Raw genomic sequence first — 23,225 nt, forward strand, 5'->3', positions numbered from 1 at the left:
ACCGCGCGGCCGTCAGGGCTTGCGGTATTTCAGTGCGTCGACCAGCAGCGAGAACGCGGAGGTCTCGTTCCGCCGGTTCGCGTAATAGAGGTGGTAGCCCTCGAAGGTCTTGCGCCATGCGCTCAACACCTCGAGGAGTTGCCCGGACGCAAGCGCCGTGCGCACGTATTCGACGGGCAGATAGGCAAGCCCGAGGCCGGCGAGCGCCGCGTCCCGCACGGGTGCGATGCTCGTGTACACCAGCGGGCCGTCCACCTTGATGCGTTGCTCGTTGCCGGCCCTCGTGAAAATCCACGGGAGAAATTCGCCGTGCGTCGGCAGGCGCAGGTTGATGCAGGCATGCGACACGAGATCGGCCGGGCGCTTGGGCGCCGGGTGCCGGTCGAGATACGACGGCGCACAGACGACGGCCATCGGCACATCGGGACCGATCCGCACCGCGATCATGTCCTTCGCGACGAGACGCCCGCGCCGCACGCCCGCGTCGAAGCGGCCGTCGACGATATCGGCCAGACCGTAGTCGGTCGTGATCTCGATCCGGATGCCCGGATGATCGGGCAGGAAACGCGCGATGGCCGGCTGCAGCACGCTTTGCACTGCGAATTCGTCGGCCGTCAGCCGGATCACGCCGGTCGGCTTGCCGATCAGTTCGCCGATCTCCTCAAGGCCGGCATCGATTTCGCTCATCGCTGGGCCGACGCGGTTCAGCAGCCGTTCGCCGGCCTCGGTCAGCGACACGCTGCGCGTCGTGCGCATGAACAGCCGCAGGTCGAGCCGCGCTTCCAGCCCGCGGATCGTCTGGCTCAGCGCCGATTGCGATACGCCGAGCCGTGCAGCCGCACGCGTAAAGCTACGCTCTTCCGCCACCATTACGAACGCGGATAGATCCTTGAGGTTATTGCCGGCCATTGAGAACCCCTGCTTATGACTTTAAGCAGATTTTGCAGGATTATCACTCGACGGGCCAGCGTCTAACATAGGTGCAGTTTCCAATTTTCACCGCAGCGAGGACAACGCCATGCCGCAATCCGTCACGTTCCCCAACCGCTCGGCAAACATTGCCGCCGATCTCTACGTCCCGCCGAACTTCGATGCCGGCACGAAGTATCCGGCCATCATCTGCGGCCACCCGATCAGCAGCTGCAAGGAGCAGACTGCGTCGATCTACGCGCAGAAGCTGGCCGCGCTCGGCTTCGTGACGCTCGCGTTCGACGCATCCCATCAGGGCGCGAGCGGCGGCGAGCCGCGCTACATCGAGGATCCGGCGTCACGCGTCGAGGACTTCCGTTGCGCGGTCGATTATCTGGTGACGCTCGATTACGTCGACGACGAGCGTATCGGCGTGCTCGGCATCTGCGGCGGCGGCGGCTATGCAGTCAACGCGGCGATGACGGAGCGCCGGATCAAGGCGGTGGGTACCGTCGTCGCGGCGAACTACGGCCGCATCATGCGCGAAGGCGACCTGTCGGCCGACGCGGCGCTCGCGACGCTCGACGCGATCGGCAAGCAGCGTACCGCCGAGGCGCGCGGCGCCGACCCGCTGATCGTCACCTACATTCCCGCGTCGGAAGCCGCGCGCAAACAGGCCGGGGTCAACGATATCGACATCGTCGAAGCCGTCGACTACTACACGACGCCGCGGGGACAACAGCCTGGCTCGCCGAACAAGCTGCGCTTCTCCCGCCTGCAGGCGGCGGTGGGCTTCGACGCGTTTCACCTCGCGGAGCAGCTGCTGACTCAGCCGCTGCAGATCGTCATCGGCAGCAGGCCCGGCGCGTTCGGGTCGTACCGCGACGGCTACGAACTATTCGAACGCGCGCGTTCGAGCCGGAAGAACCTGTTTGTCGTCGAGGGCGCAAGCCACTACGATCTGTACGACAAACCCGAATACGTCGAGCAGGCCATGTCGAAGCTCGGGCCGTTCTTTCAGGACAATCTCGGGGCCGCGCGTTGACGCCGGCGGAGCATTCCCGCGCACACATTTCAATTTTTCATCGGTCCGGTGTTCATGCCCGTGCCGCGCCGCTGAGGCGCTGGCGTGACGACGTCGACCTATCCAGAAAGCGTTTCATGGCAAAGATCTGGTTTATCACCGGCGCCTCGTCATGCTCGACTATTTGGAACGCGAGGTCGGCAAGCAGGCAGGCGATCCCGCGAAGGCCGCGCGCGTGATGGTCGATGCCGTCAATAGCGACGTGCCGCCGTTGCGGCTGATGCTGGGCAAGGACGCGTATCGCGCCTGGGACGCGGCCATCGCCGCGCGTCAGGCCGATCTGGCCGCATGGCGCGATCGCGGCGAAGCCACGGCCTACGATGGCGTCGAAGTGACGTCGATCGAGTCCCTTTCCGCGTAGGTCGAGGCATACCGCGCGTTCGCGCCGACTGTTAGTGCCGCGCCCGATCCGTCCGCTCGACGATCGGGTGCGCGCATTGCCGCCACCGGCATTTCAAAGTACGGAAGGACGCCCGGCGCGAATTGACCGCTGCGGCGCTGCCCGCGCATCGTGACGATATGTGCACCGCGTGCCCGCATATCGCGGCCGCACGCGCGATGCCGCAGCGCGCGCCGCCCTGGCCGCGTCACGACAGGAGACAGCATGCAATCCCCCAACGGCACCGGCGAGCCGGCATCTGCACCGACGGACGTCACCGCGGCCATCGCCGCGCATGTCGCGTCCATCGCGAACCGGTCCGCGACCGATGCCGATACCGCGGCACTGCGCCGGCTTTTCCTCGACAACTTCATCGTCTCGCTGTGGGGCGCGACGCGGCCGTGGACGGCCCAGATCGCACGCTGGTCGCGTCGTTTCGCCGGTACGGGGGCGAGCCCGGTGCTCGGCGCCGACTGGGCGGCCGACGCATCGCTTGCCGCGCTGGTACACGGCACGGCCTCGCACAGCTACGAACTCGACGACACGCATAACGAGACGCTGAGCCATCCCGGCGCGGTCGTCATTCCCGCCGCGTTGGCCGTCGCGGCGAACACGGGCGCGTCGCGGGCCATGCTGTTCCGGGCCGTGGCGGCCGGATACGAAGCGATGGCGCTGGTCGGCGCCGCAGCGGGCGGGATGGAAACCGTGCATCGCGGCTTTCATCCGACGGCGATTTTCGGCACGTTCGGTGCGGCCACGGCCTGCGTGGCGCTACACGCCTACCGCGACGACACGCCCGTCACGCCGGAATCGCTGATCCGTGCGTGGGGGCATGCGCTGTCGCAGGCAAGCGGCGCGATGCAGTTCTCGGCGGAAGCGTCGGGCGGGGAGGTCAAGCGCGTTCATGCGGGCATCGCGGCACGCAACGGCGTGCTCGCTGCGGAATTCGCGCGAATGGACGCCGTAACGGCGCCGCGGCGCGTCGTCGAAGGCACCTACGGGCTCGCCGCGCTGTTCGGCGGCCCGCTGCGCGCGGTCGAATTGGGCGGCCCGCTGCAGATCCATTCGATCAGCCTCAAGCCGTACGCGTGCTGTCGCCTGTTCCATTCGACGATCGACGCGCTCGCCGAACTGACTGCCGACTTCACGATGCGGACCGACGACATCCGCGAGATCGTGATCAGCGGCCCGCAGCTCATCGCCGATCAGCACATGCTCGCGCAGCCCGAATCGACGATGGCAGCCCAATACAGTTGCCCCTATATCGTCGGCGCGACGCTGAGCTACGGCCCGACCCGCTATGACGCCTATGACGACGCGTTCCTCGGCGATCCGCAGATCCGGCGCATTGCGGAGCGCGTACGTTTCGAGGCGAGCGACGCGTTGACGCAGTATTACCCGACCCGCTTCGCGACGGGCGTACGGATCGTGCGCGACGACGGCAGCGCCCAGTCGAGCGTCGTGATCGACAGCGTCGGTACGCCTGCGAGACCGCTGACGCTCGAGCAGATCGTCGCGAAGGGCGCAGGACTGGCGTCGCATGGCGTGCGCGCATCGGCCGGCAGGGAATTCGCTGCGCTCGTTCAAGACGCACGCAGCGATGGCCGGATGCTCGCGCAGGCGCTGGCCACCGCGTCGTGCGAGATTCATGCAAACGGGAGTGAGGAATGAGTGTTCATGACCATGCCGCGGCAACGGAACGCGTCACGCGCGAGCCGCTGCACACGAGGCAGATCACGTTCGAGGGGTTCAAACGAAGCGACGGTCTCTTTGAAATCGAAGGCTATCTGACCGACCGAAAACCGCACGATTTCGCGCCGCCGAGCAGCCCGCGCGTGGTGCCGGCGCACGAGCCGATCCACGATCTCGGCTTGCGCGTGGTGTTCGATCTCGACATGATCGTCCACGAGGTCGAAACGTTCATCCGCGCGTATCCGTACCGCGAATGCCCGGGCGGCGGCGCGACGCTGCAAGCGCTGGTGGGGCTGCGCATCGGTGCGGGCTGGAGCGGCGAGGTACGCAAGCGGCTGCCGTCCGGCGACACCTGTACGCATTTGCGCGAAATCCTGATCCCGCTCGCCACCGCGGCCATTCAGACCGTCAATCCGCTGCGTTCGCAAACCTTGCTCGACGCGACCGACGCCAGCGGAAAACCGCTCAAGATCGACAGTTGCTTCGCATACGGCGCGTCGCGCGAGCTCGTCCTGCAGCGCTGGCCGGCGTTTCATCGCCCGGATCGAAGCTGAGCAGCGGGCGCGGCCAAGCGCTCGCTGCGCGCCTTCATCGCGTCACCGGCCGTTGCCTGGCACGCCCGGTGACGTTCGTTTTTTTCCATGCCTTTCCCTACGCGTCGACCTGCCCGGATCGACCGTCGGGGCGGCATTCCGAGGCGCGTGTCCGATCGCGAAAGTTCGACCGCGATTGATAAGCCCGGCTTATTATCGTAAGTGCTTTAAGCAGTCTAGTTGCTGACGATATCGATCGCTATATTTGAACCGTCCGGGATGCAAACCTCGAATCGCCCCGGCAAGACATCTAGCGGAGAACCCATGAAATCAGTCAAATTCAGCAACGGCTCGCTCGAAATGGCCGGTAACCTCTATTTCCCCGAAGGCTTCGATGCGTCGCGCCGGTACGCGGCGATCGTCTGCGTTCATCCGGGCGGCGGCGTCAAGGAGCAAACGGCCGGCCGTTATGCGGAACAGCTCGCGCGCGAGGGATTCGTCACGCTCGCGTTCGACGCGTCGTTCCAGGGAGAGAGCGGCGGCATGCCGCGGTTTCTCGAGGATCCCTATGCGCGCGTCAACGACGTGCGTAGCGCGGTCGATTTTCTGGCGACGCAAGACTTCGTCGATCGCGACCGGATCGGCGCGCTCGGCGTATGCGCAGGCGGCGGCTATGCGGTCCACGCGACGATGACCGACCGGCGCATCAAGGCGGTCGGCGCCGTCAGCGCGGTCAATATCGGCAGCATGTTCCGCGTCGGCTGGCATGGCAACGAGGCGCCGGAGAAATCGATCGCATTGCTCGAACTCGGTGCCGCAGCGCGCACGCGCGAAGCCGCCGGCGAGCCGCTCTCCTATATCCCGTTCTCGCCGACGAGCCTCGAGGGTGTCGAGGATCGCGACATGCGCGAAGCGTACGACTACTACCGTACGCCGCGTGCGCAGCACCGGAACACGCCGAGCCAGTTCACGACGAGCAGCCTGCCGCAGCTCGTGACCTACGACGCCTTCGCATTGGCCGACTTGCTGCTGACGCAACCGCTGCAGTTGGTCGCCGGCAGCGAAGCGGGCTCGCTGTGGCATAGCCAGAACCTGCTGGAAAAAGCGGCCAGCACCGACAAGCACCTTCATGTAATCCAGGGTGGCACGCACATGTCGCTGTACGACACGCCGGAGCAGATGCGTGAAGCGGTGTCGACGCTGGCGCCGTTCTTCGGCAAGCACCTGTAATCATGCGGGTACCGCGCGGGCCGGTGTCGCGTCCGCGCGGATCAGGTCCGCGGCTTTTTCGCCGATCATGATGCAGGCCGCGTTGGTATTGCCGGCGACGATCTTCGGCATGATCGACGCATCGGCGACGCGCAACCGCGCGACGCCACGCACGCGCAGCCGCGGATCGACGACGGCCTGCGCATCGACACCCATCCGGCAGGTGCCGACCTGGTGCCAGCCGCTGTTGCCGTAGGTCTTGAGATGGGCGAGCCACTGTTCGTCCGTCGTGACGGCCGCGCCCGGCACGCGTTCCTCGACGATCCGCGACGCGAGCGGGGCAGTGTTCGCGATGCGCCGCATCAGCCGCAAGCCCGCGATCGAACGCCGGATGTCGCCGGGATCGCTCAGGTAATTCGGATGAAACGCGGGCGCATCCAGAGGGTTCGGCGACTTCAGCGTCATATGACCGCGCGAGTCGGGCGTCAACAGGACGACCGCCGCACCGATGGCCGGGAAATCGTCGACGACCGGCTCGCCGGATGCCGAGAATTTGAACGTCATCGGGCTCACCGTCAGTTGCAGGTCGGCTTCCGGGCGCCCCGGCTCGCTGCGCGCATAAGCCGTCACGGGTGCCGCACCGAGCGCGAGATACCCGCGGCGAGTGAGCAGATAGCGCACGCCTTCGAGATACTTGCGTAGCCCGCGCAGCCGGTGGTTATAGGAGCTGTCCGGCGTGACGCGCCATGCCAACGAGCCGAACCAGTGATCCTGCAGGTTGCGGCCCACCTCGGGCGAGTCGACCGTCGCCGCGATCCCGTGGCGATGCAGGGCCGCCGCGTCGCCGATGCCCGATAGCATCAGCAATTGCGGCGAAGCCAGTGCGCCGCCCGACAGGATCACTTCGCGCGCGGCAGCGATGTGCCGCCGCACGCCGCGATCCAGCACCTCGATGCCGGTCGCATGGCCGGCTTCGAGCACGACGCGCATCACGCGCACACCGGTGCGCACGGTCAGGTTGCGGCGATGACGTACCGGTTCGATGAACGCGTCATAGGACGAATGGCGGCGCCCGTCGCGGATCGTATATTGCCGATAGGCGACGCCTTCGTACGGCGGCCCGTTCAGATCGGCACTGCGGGCAATGCCGGCCTGCTCGGCCGCGGCGATGAAATTGTCGGCGCTCGGGTGCGAGATGGCCGCGTCGCTGACGTGCAGCGGGCCCTGTGCACCATGATGGTCGCTCGCGCCGCGCTGGTTCGTTTCCGACCGGATGAAATAGGGCAGCACGTCGGCCCAGCTCCATCCGTCGTTGCCGAGCGCGGCCCAATGGTCGAAATCGCTCGGCTGGCCGCGCATGTAGATCATGCCGTTGATCGCGCTGCTGCCCCCGAGGCCTTTGCCGCGCGGCCAGTAGACGGTGCGGCCGCCGAGCGTCGGCACGGGCTCGGTATCGAACGCCCAGTTGAACCGTTTGTCCATGAAGAGCTTGCCCGCGCCGGCCGGCGTGCGCACCCAGAAGTTGTTCATGTCCGCGCCCGCTTCGACGAGCAGCACGCGCACCGTGGGGTCCTCGGACAGGCGGCTCGCCACCACACAGCCCGATGAGCCTGCTCCTACTACGATGTAGTCGTATGTTTCCATCGCGTGTGGCACCTCATGCCGATCTCGGGATCAGCGGCACGACCGTCGCCGCGACGATCGCGGGGATCGCAAACGCATAGAAATTCCAGTGCAGGCCGAGATTGGCGCCGACGATCCAGCCGCCGATCATCGGCCCGAGGATCGAGCCGAAACGCCCGACGGCCTGTGCGCCGCCCAGCGCCGACCCGCGGCACGAAGTCGGGAAGTGTGAGGCGATATACCCGTAGATCAGGCTGCTGGTGCCGATCGAGCTGAGCCCCGCGCCGAATACGGCGAGCATCAGCCAGCTGGAATCGAGCTTCTGGCTCAGCACGATCAGCGACAAGCCGCCGAGCACGAGAAACGCAAACATGACGCGTCGCGTGCCGACGCGATCGGCGAGCCATGCGCCGCCGAGCATGCCCACGACCGCCCCGAACTGCATCACGAGCAGGAACTGCAGCGACGAGCCAAGCGGATAGCCGGCCGCTCGCATCAGCTGCGGCAGCCACGCATTGAGCCCATAAATGATCAGCTGCACGCAGAAGGTCATGAACGCGAGCAGCAGTGCCGTGGCGCGGAACGGGCGCGACAGCACCAGCCGGTAGCCGCCTGCCGCCCGCGCGGCGCCATGCGAAACGCGTTGGGCATCCTTGTCGCGCAGGATCTGGTCGAGATCGAGCGAATAGCGGGCCGCGAGCGTGCGCGCCTCGTCCATACGGCCGCGATTGACGAGGAAATCCGCCGACTCGGGCAGTAGGAAGTACATGACCGGCAGGATCAGCGCATACAGTGCGCCGAGCGCGTACAACGTGCGCCAGCCGTGCTCGTGAAGCAGCGCGATGGCCAGCAGCGCGCTGACGATGCCGCCTACCGAGTAGCCGGTCAGCGTGAGCGCGTTGTAGAACTGGCGGCGGCCTTTGGGTGCGTACTCCACCGCCAGCGCCACGGCGGACGGCACCACGCCGCCCATGCCGATTCCCGTGACGAAGCGGGCTGTGCCGAGGAACGTTGGGGAGGTCGCAAACGCGCAGACGAACGACCCGACCGAGAACCAGAGCACGCCCACCATGAGCAGGCGGCGTCGGCCGATACGATCGGTCAGCGGGCCGGCCACCGCGAGGCCGACCATCAGCCCGACCAGCGTCCAACTGCCGATCATGCCGGCGGCGGCAGGCGTCAGATGCCAGCCGGGCTCGGCGAGCAGATGCGGAACGGTGGCGCCGTAGACGATGAGATCGTAGCCGTCCGCCACGATCGTGAGGAAGCATAGAAGCACGACGAATAGACTGCTGCGGACCGGCGGCGTTGCTTGATTCATGTTGTCTCCATACCTTTGTTGTAAATGTATTGCCTGAAGAATCCTTCCGGATTCCCAACCATGGCGATCCTCCTTGCACGCAATCAATGCCGAAGGATCTATTCCGGAAACGTCCCGGATTTTTCTTATGCGTCGAGTCGGATCCCGCTCGAACGTCGCAATGGGCGTGTGCGTGCACGCCTTGCCGGTGATGACGGACACCGCCTTCGGGTCGCCGGGATGGCCGGCCGGCGAGCGCGATGTCTGCCGTGCAGTTCGATGCTGCTGCAGCCTCGTGCCGATGCGCGCGTATCGCGTTCATCACGGCTGCAATCCGCGATGGGCAGCGTAAGAGCATGCCGCCGGCGAACCAATTGAGTTTTCATGAAGCCGCGATTCGACGGGATCGAATTCGGCAGCCGTGTACCGGCAATCGATCCGCAGGTGCAGGCCGCGCGCCGCGCCTCGGCGTTTCCGGCCCTGCGCATGTGCCCATTCGAAAACCGGAGCGAGGGTTTTGGCGAAAATCTCACGACGTGTCGAACGAGTAAGGAGCGACGCTGCGCCGAAGCAGGGAAGCGGCCGTGCATACGGCCATGAACGCGCGGTCAGGCCATCGCCGATCTCAAATGCGGTGCGCCGAGCAGAAAGCTCTGCATCCCGACACAGCTGACGATTTGCATGACCTGCAGCACTTGTGCCGGCGTCGCACCGTAGCGAAGCGCGTTACGCATATGAATGCGGACGCCCGGTTCGAACAGATGCGTCGTCGATACGTCGATTGCCACATACAACAGCTCCTTGACGACGGGCGGTAGCGCCGCGGTCTGCCAGGGCGCCGACGAAAAGGCCGTATAGCCGTCGAAGAATGCGGGCGAGCTGCGTACCATGCCTTGCAGTTCGTCGCTCCAGTAGCCACGACGCTCGCAGAACTCGGTGCATACCTTGTCGAACGCGCGGTCGAGCGGGAACGCGGCATCGACCGATTCACCGGCGGCGGCAAGCTCCTCGAGCAGGATCGGCACACCGACCATGTACGCATGGATTCCGAGCACGGAGGCGATCTGTAGCACCTCGCGCAGTTCGGCTCGGGTGGCGCCATGTTTGACGGCAGCGTCGATGTGCTGTCCGACGGCTTCGGCATTCAGATGCGTCACGCTTGCGTTCGCGGCAATCAGGACGAAATGCCGGATCTTCGGCTCCAGGTGCGGCGAGCCGAGCGCGACTTCCGCCATGGACAGGTAACGGTCGAAGAACGCGGGATCCTCGTTCAGACCGATATCGAGGGCGTCGTTCCAGAAGCCGTGAAGTCGTTCGAACCGGGCCTTGAGTGAGACGGGATCGCTCATGATGGTCGTCTACCTGAGATTCGGCGCCGAGGATGGGCCGCGATAGCAGGATAAGGGCCGACTTGCCGCGCGCGAATCCGTTTCGTTCGAGCCTTCCGTACGTTGAAAATCTTCCTGTATCGATTGACCGGCTGGCTTTCCGCGATCGCCGATGCGGCGGGGCGCGTGGACCTTGTTCCTTGTATCCGCATGGTCGGTTCGAGACGACGTGCTGTCGCCACCGCGATTTAGCCGCGAGCCGAGTATGTGGATGCGTCGGTTGCCGGGGCGCGGGCGAGCGGAGCTGCGGCGTCCGTTGCGCGCCCGATCTCGCTCGGAAGTCGGGTTCCGTTGTACGGAAATGACCGCTCGCCAAAATTGACCGTCCCCCGACACGGCGGCACGCTTTACACGCACCTGTCGGCGTCGTTCCGATCGGCACGGTCGGCGCAATCTCAATCGTTCCATGCCGCACGATCGACGCCCGACAGAGACCACTACGGAGACAAGTCATGCCCCTTTTCAACAGCTTGCGATCGAATCGTCGAGACGATGCCGATACACCGGCGACGTCCCGGGCCACACGGGGCGCTGCAACGGCCTCGCGCGTCGCGGAGTAACGCACATGGTGCTGGATTCCGACATTGCCACGATACTGAAAAGCCTCGAATCCGCGCCGCCGATGGAGAGCCTGTCCGTCGAGGCACTCCGCGAGGGGCTGGCGTATCCGCCGCTCGACCGGCGCACGGTCGTGGGCGAAACCGTCGATTTCGACATACCGCTCGACGGGCGCGTGCTCGCGGCGCGCCTGTACCGGCCGGTAGAGCGAAAAAGTGAAGGCGTGACCGTGTTCTTTCACGGCGGCGGTTTCGTGATCGGCAATCTCGACACGCACGATCACGTGTGTCGCGACCTCTGCGCGGGAAGCGGCGCCGCCGTGATTGCTGTGGACTACCGGCTTGCGCCCGAACATCGCTTTCCCGCCGCGGTCAACGATTGCTTCGATGCGGTGTGCTGGATCGGGCAGCACGCCCACCTGCTGTCGCTCGACGCGTCGCGCCTGGTCGTGGCCGGCGACAGCGCGGGCGGCAACCTCGCCGCCGTGACGGCGCTGCGAATCCGCGACGAAGGCGGCCCTCCACTATGCGCGCAGGTGCTGGTCTACCCGGTGACCGACTATCACACGCCGCCTACGCGTTCCTACGTCGAGAACCAGTCCGGCTATCTGCTCACGCGCGGGGCGATGGTGCGGTTCTGGCGCCACTACGTCGAAAACGAGCAGGACGCGTTTCATCCGCATGCGTGCCCGCTGCGCGCGAAGTCGCTGGCGGGATTGCCGCGTGCACTCGTGGTGACGGCCGGTTTCGATCCGCTGCGCGACGAAGGCGACGCCTACGCGAATCGCCTGTTCGACGCCGGCGTGCCCGTCACGTTGCGGCACTACGAGGGCATGATCCACGGCTTCTTTCGGATGGGCCTCGCATGCGCGGCCGCACAGGAAGCGCTGATGGCGGCTGCGGCCTGGATAAGCGATGCGATGGCGCGTTGACACGTCTAGCCTGTTTGATGAACCGATCCGGAATTTCGAATGGAAACCTTGAAACATATCGGCTTTTTGGGCCTCGGACAGATGGGCGGCCCGATGGCCGAGCGCTTGCTCGGGCAATCGTTCCGCCTGCATGTCTACGATCCGTCGCCTGCGGCCCTCGAGCCCTTTATCGAAGGCGGCGCGGTCATCCATGATTCGCCGCGCGAGGTCGCCGATGCGGCCAGCATCGTCTTTGCCTGCTTGCCGAATCGCGATGTGTCGCTCGCGGTCGGCCTCGGCCCGGACGGCGTCGTGCATGGCAAAGCGATTCGCGTGTACGCGGAGATGTCGACGATCGGTCAGGACATGATCGAGCGAATCGGCGCCGGGCTGGCCGAGAAAGGAATCGACATCGTCGATGCGCCGATCTCGGGAGGCGCGCCCGCTGCGCGGGCCGGCACGCTCGCGATGCTCGCCGCCGGCACGCCGGCCGCGGTCGAGCAGCTCATGCCGCTGCTGTCGCTGATCGGCAAAGCGGTACTCGTGATGGGCGAGCGCGCCGGCATGGCGCAGATCATGAAGATCGTCAACAACATCATCATGGCGACCAATCTCGTCGTCTGCTCGGAAGGGCTCGCGATGGGCGCGAAGGCCGGTCTGGACCCGGACATGATGATGCGGCTGCTCGACGCCGGTACGGCACAGAGCTTTGCGGGCTCGAAGATGCTGAGCCGCGCCGTGTCGGGCCGATTCGACTATGGCGCGGCGCTGGCCATCATCGAAAAAGATATGTCGCTCGGGTTCGACGAAGCGCGTCTGCTGAATATCGCGACGCCGACCATCGACCGCGCGCGCTACGTCTGGCACGCGGCCTACGAAGCGGGGCGCGGGGCGCAGGACTTTACTTCGATTCTGACGTTCGTCGCGGAGCAGGGCGGCACGCGCGTGCGAGGGCGGACCGCCTGAGTTTGCGTTAGCGCGACGCGCTGCCGCCAATCCGCCTGCATGCCGTCACGGTTCGAAGCGAACGTCGCGAAGCGCGACCTCGAGTTCGTGTGCGGCTTGTTTGAGCGCCGGCACGATGCGCTCCCTGACGGCGCCGATATCCGATTCGAACCGGATCGCGCCGCAACTGAGCGACATCGGTGTGGCGGCGCGGCCGACGCTGATCGGCCGCGCGATGCCATAGGCGTGACGCTGGTACTCGCCGAACGACATGCATACGCCGTTCGTGTCGAGATCGTCGAAGGCCTTCTCGATGCCGGTTCGCATCGCTTCGCGCTGTGGGCCGGCCGCTTCCAGCAACCGCGCGACGTATTGTTGCCGCTCCGGCTGCGGCAGCGTCCAGAGCCATGCACGCCCGATCGCCGTGCAGCCCATCGGCAGCAACGAACCGACGCCGAGCCGCAGCGTGGCGATGCCTGCGCTTGTCCGATGGGCGATATAGAGCATGTCGAGCCCGTCGGGCGCTGCGAGGGCGACCGACACGTTCAACTGATCGGCAAGCCGCTGCATCAGCGGGTTCGCGAGTCGCGTGACAGGATTGGTTTCGAGGTAGGCATAACCGATGCCGAACACGCCCGTCGCGAGCTCGAAGCGCGCGCCGCCCGCGACGCGGTGGATGTAGCCGAGATGGATCAGCGTAGAGGTCAAACGCGAGACGGCCGACCGCGACATGCCCGTGCGCTGCGCCAGTTCGCCGTTGGTCAGCGGTGCCCGCTCCGCGTGAAACGCGCGCAAGATCTGCAGGCCGCGATCGAGCGTCAGCGTGACATGAGTGGCTTCGGGCATTGCGGCTCCTGAACGATCGGGTTGCATGGCCATCGCGGTCCCTTGTTGTCAGACACCGTGCGGCGCGCGCTCGCGAAGCGTCTGCGCGATCGCGACGAGCCGCGGGCCGAGTTCGCGCTCGAGCCTCGCCTGCGCAAGGCGCGCCGTGCGTCCGACGCAGCCGAGCACCAGCGGCGGGCGATGGGGAAGCGATACGGGCGCGGCGACACACGCGAGTTCCGGTTCCCAGTCGCCGTGCAACATGCCGAACCCCAGTTCGCGCACCTGCGCGACTTTTTCGACCATGCGACGTCCGATGGTGGGCCAGTTGTCGTCCGCACGCTGCTCGAGCTCGCGCTGCAAGTAGCGGCATTCCGCTTCGGGCAACGCGGCCAGCAATGCCCATCCCATCAGCGAATACGCAATATGCATGCGCATGCCGGGCCGCAGCCGCAGATCGAGCACGGTGCGGCTCCCGATCTGCGTATCGAGAATCAGGATGTCGAGACGGTCGCGCGTGCCGAGCAGCACGTAGGTATCGGTCGCCTCGGCCAGTTTCCGCATTTCGCTGCTGGCGAGGCGCTGAAGGTTCGGGTCGACGACGGCCGCGTAGCCGAGCGCGAGCGACGCGGGCGCGAGCGCGTATTTCCGGCTGCTCTTGTCGTGGTGCAGGTAGCCCAGTGCGACGAGCGAGCGGAGCAGGCGCAGCGCCGTCGGCGGGGGAATGCCGGTTGCTTGCGCGATCTCCAGATTGCGGAGCCAGGCCTTGTCCGGGCCGAACGCCGACAGGATCGCCAGCCCGCGCGCGAGCGGCGTCACCATCGCGCTGCTCGGCGCGCGTTCACCGCGCGGCAGTTTCGGCCACGCGGTGTCGACGCCATGCGGGCCATTGCCGGACCTCGCATCGACGTGCGTCGGCAAGGATCTACCGGGTTGCATGCGTGTCTCCGTCTGTTTCTTCGATGGCGGACCGTATTTGGGTCCGACGCGCGTGCGCGCGTCCATGCGGATCGTACTACCTTCGCGCGAACCATGGAGTCGGGACGTGCCCGAGATCGAGACGGAGGGTGCGATGTCGCAGGTCAGTGCGACGCGCGCGCGACGACGCGGCGCAGCCGGTCGCAGATGAATTCCAGCCCGGTACGGCTCCCGGGCAGAATGCCAATCATCATGAGAAAGCCGTGCATCTGCTCGGCGGCGCGAAGATGCTGAACCGGCACGCCGGCCTCCTCGAGACGCCGCGCGTAAGCCTCGCCTTCGTCGCGCAACACGTCGTGCTCGGCGGTGACGACGATCGCCTCCGGTAGGCCCGACAGATCGGCTTCCCGAAGCGGCGACGCGAGACTCGACTGCCGGGCGTCGTCGGTCGGCGCATAGTGCGTCCAGTACCACATCATCGCGTCGCGATTGGTCAGCAGCTGATTGTCGGGCGAGACGTATGAAGGCCGATCGAATACGCAGTCGGTCACGGGATAGACGAGCAGCTGCCCGGCGAACGATACCGCTCGTTCGCGTCGCGCGAGCAGCGTCACCGCAATCGCGAGGTTCGCCCCCGCACTATCCCCGCCGACGAGCACCGGCAGCGTCGTCCCGAGCAGGGCGCGCTGCTCGGCGACGAGCCACTGCGCGGCCTGCCACGCATCGAGCACCGGCCGCGGAAACGGATGTTCCGGCGCCTTCCGGTATTCGACGAGCGCGACCGCAACACCTGCGCCGACCGCGATTTCGCGGCAAAGCGGCGTGAATTCTTCGATGCCGCCGACGACCCAGCCGCCGCCGTGAAAATACACGAGCAGCGCTTGCGGACGTTCATGCGGCACGAACAGGCGCGCGCGCAGCGTGCCGCCGTCGACCGGGATGTCGAGCGCAATGGTGGCACGCACGTCGGCGCCCGCGGACAGGATCGTGCTGATGCGCGCAAACGCGGCGCGCGCCTCGTCCGGCGTCATCAAATGACGCGGTTTCGACGCCGTCGCGGCGAGCTTGTCCATGAAGGCGCGGGTTTCGGTATCGAGGCTCATGATGGCGACTTTTCAGTAGCGCGATGCAGCGTGGCGCCGTTACGAGTAAGCGGTCGACTCCTTGACGCAGTCGAGCAGTGCATGCGATGTCTCAGTGAGCGCGTTTGCCGATGCTTTGCCTGCCAGCGAAAGCGCTCGGCAGCGCGCCCTGCGCGTCAGTTCAAGCCGACTTCGGCCCGCAGCGCGAACACCGGATCGTGCTGATCTCGGCGGCCGAGCATCCATGCCGGATTGAGCTTGGCGTCGGCTGCATCGACGAGGTGCGACTCGATCGCATCGAACACCGTTCGGCGACGCGCGATGCGCCATTCGTCGTTGCGCTTCTCGAAGCGGTCGACATAGCGGCCGAATACCTGGACGCGGCTGTTGTGCGTGCTGTCGGCATGTTTCGCGTCGAGCATCGACCGATGTTCGCTCGCCTGCGGCGCGAGCTCCAGCCGCGCGACGAAATAGGTTTCGACGGCGGCGACGCTATCGGACGCGAATTCCACGAGACAGTTGCCGAGGAAGTGCGTGGACGTCAGCAGGCTGGGCGCATCGTGCCGCTCCCTGACCCACGCAATGAACGCGTCGCGCGTGCCCTTGAAGTCGGCATGGTCGTCGTGGCAATCCTCGAAGAATGCGGAACGGACGCGTTCCCAGTCGCGACGATCGACGCCGCGCGCGTAACGAAGCATCACGTCCCGGATCTGGTCCTTGTCGATCAGGCGTTGCATGGCGGCAGACATGGCGTCGCGCTCCTTTCGTTTCCCTGCCGCAACGATGAAGAGCCGGGCTGGCTCGCGTCAATTCGCGCGATGCGCGTCTGCCGTACTTTGAAATCGCCGACGATCGTGCGGCGCGACATGCCAATCTGCCGGCATGCCTGGCGCGTCGGTCCCGCCCTCGGCATGCACGACCGCGACGTCGGCGCCGATTTCAATGTACGGGAAGGCGTCGCTGTCGGAATTGATGCCGACCGGCGTGCGGTCATTCAATAGGTTCCTGACAAGCACCAATCTTCAGGAGACAACGCAATGAACCAGACCTCGGACGTACTGGACGCCGTCATCGTCGGCGCCGGCTTTGGCGGACTGTATGCGATCAAGCGGCTGACCGATGCCGGCTTTCGCATCCAGGCATTCGAATCGGGCGACGGCGTCGGCGGAACGTGGTACTGGAATCGCTATCCCGGCGCGCGCGTCGACCTCGAGTGCTGGGACTACTCCTATTCGTTTTCTGCGGAGCTTCAGGACGAGTGGGACTGGCCCGAGCGCTATCCGACCGCGGCGGAGCTCATGCGATACCTGAATCACGTGGCCGATCGCTTCGATCTGCGCCGGCACATACGCTTCAATACGCGCGTCGAGTCCGCCGTATTCGATGAAAAGCGGAATCTCTGGAACGTGACGACATCCGATGGAAAAGTCACGCGCGCACGTTTCTTCGTGCCGGCGACCGGCGTGCTGTCGGTGCCGAAGCCGCCCGAGATTGCGGGAATCGAGACGTTCGCGGGCGAAAGTCATCACACCGGCCGCTGGCCGCACCACGAAGTCGATTTCAGCAACAAGCGGGTCGGCGTCATCGGCACCGGCTCGTCGGGTATCCAGGTGATTCAGGCACTTGCCGGCAAGTGCAAACACCTGACCGTGTTCCAGCGCACGGCCGTCTATGTCGTGCCGGCGAAGAATCATCCGCTGACGCCTGAAATGCATGCGCGCGTGCGGGCGACTTACGCGGAACGGCGCGAGATCAGCCGCCTCACGCGCTTCGGCATCGCCGTGCCGTTCCCGGTCGAGTCCGCGCTCGACGCCACGCCCGAAGAGCGCAAGCGCAAATATGAGAACGCGTGGGAAAACAGCCAGCTGCTCGGCTTTCGCATGTGCTACGGCGACATTCTGTCGAACGAGGCCGCCAACGAGACCGTCGCCGAGTTCATTCGCGGCAAGATCCGCGAGACGGTGAAGGACCCGGCGACGGCCGAGACACTGATGCCGCGCGGGTTCCCGTTCGGCACGAAGCGCCCGTGTCTCGGCGATACCTACTACAGCGTCTACAACCGCGACGATGTGACGCTCGTCGACCTGAAGGCGACGCCGATCGAGCGCGTGGTGCCGGAGGGCATCGTGACGAGCGACGGGCTGCACGAGCTCGATGTGCTGATCTACGCGACCGGTTACGACGCGCTGACGGGCGCGCTCACGCATATCGACGTGCGCGGCGTGGGCGGCGTCAGGCTCAACGACAAGTGGGCGGCCGGCGCGAAGACCTACCTTGGCCTGATGACGAGCGGCTTTCCGAACCTGTTCACGGTGACGGGGCCCGGCAGCCCGGGGCCGCTTGCGAACATGTCGATGAGCATCGAGCAGCACGTCGACTGGATCGCGCGCTGCATGGTCGATTTGTGCGAGGCGGGCGTCGTGCGGATCGACGCGGAGCCGAAGGCGGAAGAGGACTGGATGCAGCACGTCCAGGACGTCGTGTCGAAGACGCTCTATCTGAAAGCGAATTCCTGGTATGTCGGCGCCAACGTGCCGGGCAAGCCGCAGGTGTTCCTGCCGTATCTGGGCGGGCACGGCACCTACCGGAAAAAATGCGATGCGGTCGCGGCATCCGGTTACACAGGTTTTGTGCTGACGGGCGCCGAAGAGCGCAAGACCGAGTCGCGCGATACAGCGGTCGAACAGCAGGCGTAACGAACTCATCGCTGAGCGTGCTCGAGGGCTGCCCTGGTGTCACAAGCGCAAGGGCTGCCTGTCGAGCATCCCGGACTCGACGACATCGTGGTGCTGCACACGTTACAGACGTGCGCGTGCAAGCGAATCGGCGATGGGGATCGATGCTCGGACGGGAATCGTTCGAACAACATGAAGGAGACGTGAAATGGGCAGGCTTGACGGCAAGGTTGCATTCGTGACCGGTGCGGGCGGCGGCATCGGCGCTGCGATCTGCAAGCAGTTCATCGCCGAAGGTGCACGCGTGCTGGCCGGCGATATTCATCTGGATCTCGCGGAAGCGGCAGCCGAAGCGAGCGGTGGCGCGGAACGGATCGTCCCGCTGAGGCTCGACGTCACCGACAAGGAGAGCGTCTGCGCCGGTTTGGCGCGCGCCGCAGAGGCGTTCGGAAAGATCGACGTGCTCTGCAATACCGCCGGCGGATCGACGCCGCATGATGCGCGCGTGACCGACGCACCCGAAGAAGAGTTCTGGCGGGCGATCAAACTCGATCTCTTCGGTACGTTCCTGGTCTGCAAATACGGCATTCCTTATCTGCAACGAGCGGGTGGCGGTTCGGTCATCAACTTCTCATCGATGGTCGCGCTGATGGCGCTCACCGATCGCGATTGCTATACGGCGGCGAAGGGCGGCGTTCATGCGCTGACGCGTTCGATGGCGCCCGAGTATGCGCGCGACCGCATCCGCGTGAATGCGATTGCGCCGGGACTGACGCTGTCGGAGCGCGTGCGTCATCTGGTGGACGAGCGCGAGGAGCTGCGCAAGCTGGCCGACCAGTGCCTGCTGGGGCCGTGCGAGCCCGTCGATATGGCGCATGTGGCGGTCTATCTGGCGTCTGACGAATCGCGACATACGACCGGGCAGGTCATTCCCGTGGATAGCGGCGTCACGATTTATTGAGCGGCGCGCCCTGCTTGCCCGACACCCCGCGCAGACCGGGAATCGCGGCGGCAGCGGATAACGGCCATTGTCATGCACGGGCATAGATGCCGCTCGCCCGGCGAACATGACTGGCTCGAGATACGCATTCTCTGAAGAGCAGACCATGAGCAAAGGAACTGCAATCGTGACCGGCGGCGCCGGCGTCCTCGGCCAGGCAATTTCCAAAAGTCTCAGGAACGACGGATGGAGCGTGCTCATCCTCGATCGGCAAGAGGCGCTCGAGGGCTTCGTCCCGCCCGAAGGGATACGGACCGATGCGCTGGACGTGACGGATTTCGCGGCCTGTCGCGCCTATTTTGCCGGGCTGACCGAACTGTCGGTGCTGGTCAACAATGCTGGCATGGCCAAGCTGTCTCTCGTTCGCGAAATGCAGCTGGAAGACTGGAACCGGACGCTGAAAGTCAATCTGACCGCACCGCTGGTTTTGACGCAACTCGCAACCGATCTTCTGGTGCGCAGCGGCCATGGCGCCATCGTCAACATTGCCTCGATCGCGGGAATCCGGGCAGGTTTCGGCCGGGTCGCCTACGGCGCGTCGAAGGCGGGCCTCATTCAGCTCACGCGACAGACGGCGTTGGAATATGCGCCGTTGGGCGTGCGTTGCAACGCGGTCGCGCCGGGGCCGGTCGATAGCGACATGGTGCGCAAACAGCTGTCGACGGACGACTTCGAAGCGTACCTCGAGGACATTCCGTTCAATCGCATGGCCGAACCCGACGAAGTGGCCAATGCAGTCGCGTATCTCGCCTCTGAAAAATCGCTTTACATCACCGGGCAATGCCTGGCTGTCGATGGTGGGTTCCTTGCTGCCGGGGCGGGCATCAAGAAGGCCCATCAGATGGCCTCTTGAGCCTGGCCCGTCGATACCGAGGAAACCGAAATGTTCAGTCATGTGAATCTGGGCAGCAACGATCTGGAGCGGTCGAAGAAATTCTACGATGCCGTGATGGGCGTGCTCGGCATTGGACCCGCGATATCGGTCAATTTCAATTCGCCGCGCATCTTCTATACGCACGGCGATACGTTACTGACCATTGCCATACCGCTGAATGGCAAACCGGCGCATGGCGCTAATGGCGGAACGATCGGATTTCGTATCGACAGTCCGGACAAGGTCGATGCATGGCATGCCGCAGGCATGGCCAACGGCGGAACGACCTGCGAGGATCCCCCGGGCGTCCGCGACACGCCGGTAGGACACCTTTATCTGGCATATATGCGCGATCCGGACGGCAACAAGCTGTGCGGATTTCATTCGCTGTGACGGACGAAGTGGGTCGCTGCCCCGAACCATCGAATGACGATGAGCGATCCCATGCAAGAACACCATCCACGTCAAGACGGCCCGGTTTCAACGGAGGAGCAGAAACAATGCTGATCAGCAACAAAACGGCAGTGGTAACCGGCGCGGCGGCCGGGATCGGCGCGGCCATCGCCGAACGTCTGGCCGAAGAGGGCGCTCATGTGATTCTGACCGACGTCGACGACGCGCGCGGCAACGAACTTGCAACGCGACTGGTCGACCGCGGCCGGAAGGCGAGCTACCTCCATTGCGACAGCGGCGACCTCGAATCGATCGCCGCGACGACGGCAAGAGCCGTTGCAGAAAACGGCCGCGTCGATGTGCTCGTGAACAACGCGGGCGTGACGCGGAAGATCAAACTGCTCGACTTGACGCCGGCGGATTGGGACTGGATCCAGAACGTCAATACGCGGGGACTGTTCTTCACGATGCAGGGTTTCGCGCGTCACATGGCCGAGGCGGGCGGCGGCGTGATTGTCAACATCGCATCGATTGCGGGCAAGGGCGCGAAGGCCACCTCGAACGCGTCCTATGCGGCTTCCAAGGCCGCGGCGATCGTGATGTCGCGTGTGGCCGCGAACGAACTCGGCGGCAGCGGCATACGGGTGAACGCGGTTTGCCCCGGCGCCACGCGTACCGCGTTGCTCGACGATCTGGAAAAAGCCAATCCGGTCGGTTTTCGCAAGATGCTGGACGACACCGCGCTCGGCCGGTTCGCCAGCCCGCGCGACATAGCCGACGCAGTCCTGTTTCTGGCATCCGATTTGTCGAGCAGCATTACCGGTCAGTCGATCAACGTCGACAACGGCTTGATGTGGGATTAAGCGGCAAGCCGTCATAGGCCGGGCGGCGTGCGATGCTGATTGCGCCGTCGCGCGCCGGCCGGTTCAGATGCTTCGGGATTGAGACTGCGTCGGCCCCGTGTATAAGCCATCTGCATCGCTCACCTGATCTGCCGCTGCACCAACGCGATTGCGCCGCCTACGAGCGCGAGACCGACTATCATCTCGAAGCCGTCCAGCACGCTCAGGAAGCTTGCCTGATGAGCGATCATCGTCGCCAGTCGGCCCAGCGACAGGCCTCGCGCCGCGTTCGGGTCCAGGCCTTGTGCTTCTAGCGCATGCGTCATCGTTTCAAGCGCGTTCTGGAACGTCGGGTTATACGGGTTGGCGAATTCGACGAGACGCGTGTGATGCACGGCCGTGCGATGCTGATCGACGATGATGAACGTCGCGGTCGACATCGAGTAGGCCATCTGCTTGACGACATTCTTGAAGCGGTACCCGTGCGTGAATTCGTCGTTCGAGAAAATCTGAAATGCGGCGCTCGCCGTCGGCAGCGCGATGAACATCAGCAGGAATCCGCGCAAGACCAATGGCGGCAGAAGCCAACTCGTGCTGACGTCGGGCGGCAGGTTGAGCATCCAGATGCCGATCACGGCCGCCATGATGAAACCCGGGACGATCAGCCATTTGCGCTTGATGAGACGCGAGTACCGGAAATACGCGATCGCCATCGGAATCGCCGCGAGCGACGTAATCCCGACGAGACGGCCGGCATTTTCGACCGGGTAGCCGAGCCCGCCTTGCAACAACCGCGAAACCAGGAAGCCGATCGCATTGCTGATGAAGTAGTAGAAGGCATAGAGCACCATACCTTGCCGGAAGGGCCCCTCACGCAGCGCGTTCAGGCGCACCAGCGGACGCGGATGATGCCACTGTTGCCACGCGAACCAGCCGATCGCCGTCACGCCCGCGACGGTGACCAGCGGCATCAGCGGTGTCGTGCTGAACACTTCGAAGCGCAGTTGCTGCACGACGATCTGCAGCGCGCCCAGTGCAACGGCAAAGACGAGATACGGCCACAGATGCGCGGCGCTGCGCCGCTCGAGCGGACGCCTGCCGATGTGCGGCACGACCAGGAAGGCAAATACCGCGAGCACGGCGCCGCCGACGGTCGAGCACGTGTACAATGCGCGCCAATCGAAGTACGCCACGAGATAACCGCCGGCCATCGGCGCAAGCGCGCTTCCGAGCAGGATCATGATCAAGAAAATGCGCGTCGCGCCGGCGCGATCCTTCGGCGTAAAACCCGTCTGCAACATGATGCGGCAGGTGCCGAGCATCGGTCCGATGAAGTAACCCTGAAAGCCGCGCGCCATTGCGAGCGAAAGCGACGATTCGCTGAGCGAGGCGGCCAGCGATCCCGCCGCGAACATCAGCAGGCAGCCGCTCAGGTAGCGCCGGAAGCCGAGACGCTCGATCAGCCACTGCTGTTGCACGATGCCGAGCACGGAAGCGGTCGCATAGGCCGTCGACGACCACACCAATTCGTCCGGCGACGCGTTGATGCCGCCCGCGATATAGCTCGTAAAGAACGAAAAGATCGTGTTGTCGAAGTAGTCGATACCGACCGACAGCGCGATCGCCCAGGGCAGTAGGTCGCTGCGCAAATGTCTGAGCGTGAAGAGGCGGGCGCGGGCGGGTGTGAATTTCATGGCGCGGCGGCCTCGGGCGTCGGCTTAGGAGGCATTTGCCTGTGCACCGATACGGCGGGCGGGAAGGGCAGCGCATGGGGCGCGGTGCCGGTACAAACGTGAGGAGACACCTGAACTCCGGAATGAATCGGATGAAACGCGGGCTGGAAATCAGACGGAACCCATCTTTGATGACGCCACCGGTTGAAGGTCCAGGTGGCGATTTTCATGACGATTGCGCGCATGGCTGCGAGAAGCGGCGGCGTGGTGCCCTCGGTTGCTTTCCGGAAGTTATGACCGGCGTGCCGCAGCGCTACGTGGACAAGGTTCAGGTTGGCGCGACACGGTAGCTGGGCGGCTGGCTGTCGCGGACGCTGACGCTTCGGCGAAATTGGCCGCGGCGGAAATGGCGG

At 65.1% G+C, this 23,225-nt stretch carries 22 protein-coding genes; 12 read left to right on the plus strand and 10 right to left on the minus strand.

The annotated features are described in order from the left end of the window. Window positions 1–12: 12 nt before the first annotated feature. The gene (locus tag MMB92_RS05410; protein WP_062910259.1) at window positions 13–909 is read right to left on the minus strand and encodes a LysR family transcriptional regulator; all 897 of its coding nucleotides are present in this window, start codon (window positions 907–909) and stop codon (window positions 13–15) included. Window positions 910–1,018: 109 nt separating this feature from the next. Here MMB92_RS05410 and MMB92_RS05415 point away from each other — a divergent pair, with 109 nt between their 5' ends. The 5 genes from MMB92_RS05415 to MMB92_RS05435 all read left to right on the plus strand — a co-directional run bounded on the left by MMB92_RS05415 (window position 1,019) and on the right by MMB92_RS05435 (window position 5,827). Further along, window positions 1,019–1,954, plus strand: a complete 936-nt coding sequence (locus MMB92_RS05415) for an alpha/beta hydrolase (RefSeq protein ID WP_062910260.1) — start codon at window positions 1,019–1,021, stop codon at window positions 1,952–1,954. Window positions 1,955–2,105: 151 nt separating this feature from the next. Further along, window positions 2,106–2,354: a hypothetical protein gene (locus MMB92_RS05420; protein ID WP_062910261.1), complete on the plus strand. Its 249-nt coding sequence runs from the start codon at window positions 2,106–2,108 to the stop codon at window positions 2,352–2,354. A gap of 243 nt (window positions 2,355–2,597) precedes the next feature. Beyond that, window positions 2,598–4,043: an MmgE/PrpD family protein gene (locus MMB92_RS05425; RefSeq protein ID WP_062910262.1), complete on the plus strand. Its 1,446-nt coding sequence runs from the start codon at window positions 2,598–2,600 to the stop codon at window positions 4,041–4,043. Further along, window positions 4,040–4,618 carry a DUF2889 domain-containing protein gene (locus tag MMB92_RS05430; protein ID WP_062910263.1) on the plus strand — a complete coding sequence of 193 codons (579 nt, stop codon included), beginning with the start codon at window positions 4,040–4,042 and terminating at the stop codon, window positions 4,616–4,618. The genes MMB92_RS05425 and MMB92_RS05430 overlap by 4 nt, the downstream gene beginning before the upstream one ends. A 303-nt stretch (window positions 4,619–4,921) precedes the next feature. After that, the gene (locus MMB92_RS05435; RefSeq protein ID WP_277562580.1) at window positions 4,922–5,827 is read left to right on the plus strand and encodes an alpha/beta hydrolase; all 906 of its coding nucleotides are present in this window, start codon (window positions 4,922–4,924) and stop codon (window positions 5,825–5,827) included. Here MMB92_RS05435 and MMB92_RS05440 read toward each other — a convergent pair whose 3' ends face one another. The 3 genes from MMB92_RS05440 to MMB92_RS05450 all read right to left on the minus strand — a co-directional run bounded on the left by MMB92_RS05440 (window position 5,828) and on the right by MMB92_RS05450 (window position 10,078). Further along, entirely contained in the window at window positions 5,828–7,450 is a 1,623-nt protein-coding gene (locus MMB92_RS05440; protein ID WP_062910265.1) for a GMC family oxidoreductase N-terminal domain-containing protein, read from the minus strand. Window positions 7,451–7,463: 13 nt separating this feature from the next. Then, window positions 7,464–8,951 (minus strand): aromatic acid/H+ symport family MFS transporter, encoded by a 1,488-nt coding sequence (locus tag MMB92_RS05445; RefSeq protein WP_264839409.1) that lies wholly within the window; start codon window positions 8,949–8,951, stop codon window positions 7,464–7,466. A gap of 386 nt (window positions 8,952–9,337) precedes the next feature. After that, window positions 9,338–10,078, minus strand: coding sequence for a carboxymuconolactone decarboxylase family protein (locus tag MMB92_RS05450; protein ID WP_062910268.1), 741 nt, complete (start codon window positions 10,076–10,078; stop codon window positions 9,338–9,340). A gap of 445 nt (window positions 10,079–10,523) precedes the next feature. Between MMB92_RS05450 and MMB92_RS05455 the strand changes: the two genes are divergently transcribed. Together MMB92_RS05455 and MMB92_RS05460 are read left to right on the plus strand one after the other, a co-directional pair. After that, complete coding sequence (locus tag MMB92_RS05455) at window positions 10,524–11,606, plus strand: alpha/beta hydrolase (RefSeq protein ID WP_277562581.1); 1,083 nt, start codon at window positions 10,524–10,526, stop codon at window positions 11,604–11,606. A gap of 39 nt (window positions 11,607–11,645) precedes the next feature. After that, on the plus strand, window positions 11,646–12,551 hold the full coding sequence (locus MMB92_RS05460) for an NAD(P)-dependent oxidoreductase (protein ID WP_277562582.1): 906 nt from the start codon (window positions 11,646–11,648) through the stop codon (window positions 12,549–12,551). A 45-nt stretch (window positions 12,552–12,596) separates the two neighbouring features. On the opposite strand, the gene MMB92_RS05465 is transcribed toward MMB92_RS05460, so the two are convergent. The 5 genes from MMB92_RS05465 to MMB92_RS05485 all read right to left on the minus strand — a co-directional run bounded on the left by MMB92_RS05465 (window position 12,597) and on the right by MMB92_RS05485 (window position 16,353). Further along, window positions 12,597–13,376 carry an IclR family transcriptional regulator gene (locus MMB92_RS05465; protein WP_277562583.1) on the minus strand — a complete coding sequence of 260 codons (780 nt, stop codon included), beginning with the start codon at window positions 13,374–13,376 and terminating at the stop codon, window positions 12,597–12,599. Between the two features lie 48 nt (window positions 13,377–13,424). Continuing rightward, on the minus strand, window positions 13,425–14,360 hold the full coding sequence (locus tag MMB92_RS05470; protein ID WP_230391036.1) for an IclR family transcriptional regulator: 936 nt from the start codon (window positions 14,358–14,360) through the stop codon (window positions 13,425–13,427). A 77-nt stretch (window positions 14,361–14,437) separates the two neighbouring features. Beyond that, window positions 14,438–15,376: an alpha/beta hydrolase gene (locus tag MMB92_RS05475; protein WP_059881723.1), complete on the minus strand. Its 939-nt coding sequence runs from the start codon at window positions 15,374–15,376 to the stop codon at window positions 14,438–14,440. A gap of 155 nt (window positions 15,377–15,531) precedes the next feature. Further along, window positions 15,532–16,104 carry a nuclear transport factor 2 family protein gene (locus MMB92_RS05480; RefSeq protein ID WP_035956565.1) on the minus strand — a complete coding sequence of 191 codons (573 nt, stop codon included), beginning with the start codon at window positions 16,102–16,104 and terminating at the stop codon, window positions 15,532–15,534. Between the two features lie 57 nt (window positions 16,105–16,161). After that, entirely contained in the window at window positions 16,162–16,353 is a 192-nt protein-coding gene (locus MMB92_RS05485; protein WP_062910273.1) for a hypothetical protein, read from the minus strand. Window positions 16,354–16,392: 39 nt separating this feature from the next. Here MMB92_RS05485 and MMB92_RS05490 point away from each other — a divergent pair, with 39 nt between their 5' ends. From MMB92_RS05490 to MMB92_RS05510, 5 genes are all read left to right on the plus strand, one after another. Continuing rightward, window positions 16,393–18,051, plus strand: a complete 1,659-nt coding sequence (locus MMB92_RS05490; protein WP_277562584.1) for an NAD(P)/FAD-dependent oxidoreductase — start codon at window positions 16,393–16,395, stop codon at window positions 18,049–18,051. A gap of 187 nt (window positions 18,052–18,238) precedes the next feature. Then, window positions 18,239–18,991 carry an SDR family oxidoreductase gene (locus tag MMB92_RS05495; RefSeq protein WP_054315096.1) on the plus strand — a complete coding sequence of 251 codons (753 nt, stop codon included), beginning with the start codon at window positions 18,239–18,241 and terminating at the stop codon, window positions 18,989–18,991. Between the two features lie 145 nt (window positions 18,992–19,136). Then, window positions 19,137–19,883: an SDR family oxidoreductase gene (locus tag MMB92_RS05500; RefSeq protein WP_062911388.1), complete on the plus strand. Its 747-nt coding sequence runs from the start codon at window positions 19,137–19,139 to the stop codon at window positions 19,881–19,883. A gap of 30 nt (window positions 19,884–19,913) precedes the next feature. After that, on the plus strand, window positions 19,914–20,297 hold the full coding sequence (locus tag MMB92_RS05505; RefSeq protein ID WP_059881733.1) for a VOC family protein: 384 nt from the start codon (window positions 19,914–19,916) through the stop codon (window positions 20,295–20,297). Window positions 20,298–20,404: 107 nt separating this feature from the next. Next, on the plus strand, window positions 20,405–21,160 hold the full coding sequence (locus MMB92_RS05510; protein WP_062910275.1) for a glucose 1-dehydrogenase: 756 nt from the start codon (window positions 20,405–20,407) through the stop codon (window positions 21,158–21,160). Between the two features lie 119 nt (window positions 21,161–21,279). On the opposite strand, the gene MMB92_RS05515 is transcribed toward MMB92_RS05510, so the two are convergent. Beyond that, window positions 21,280–22,833 (minus strand): MFS transporter, encoded by a 1,554-nt coding sequence (locus MMB92_RS05515; RefSeq protein WP_062910276.1) that lies wholly within the window; start codon window positions 22,831–22,833, stop codon window positions 21,280–21,282. Window positions 22,834–23,225 lie beyond the last annotated feature (392 nt).

The organism is Burkholderia sp. IO2, from assembly GCF_029522185.1.
Taxonomy (GTDB): domain Bacteria; phylum Pseudomonadota; class Gammaproteobacteria; order Burkholderiales; family Burkholderiaceae; genus Burkholderia; species Burkholderia cenocepacia.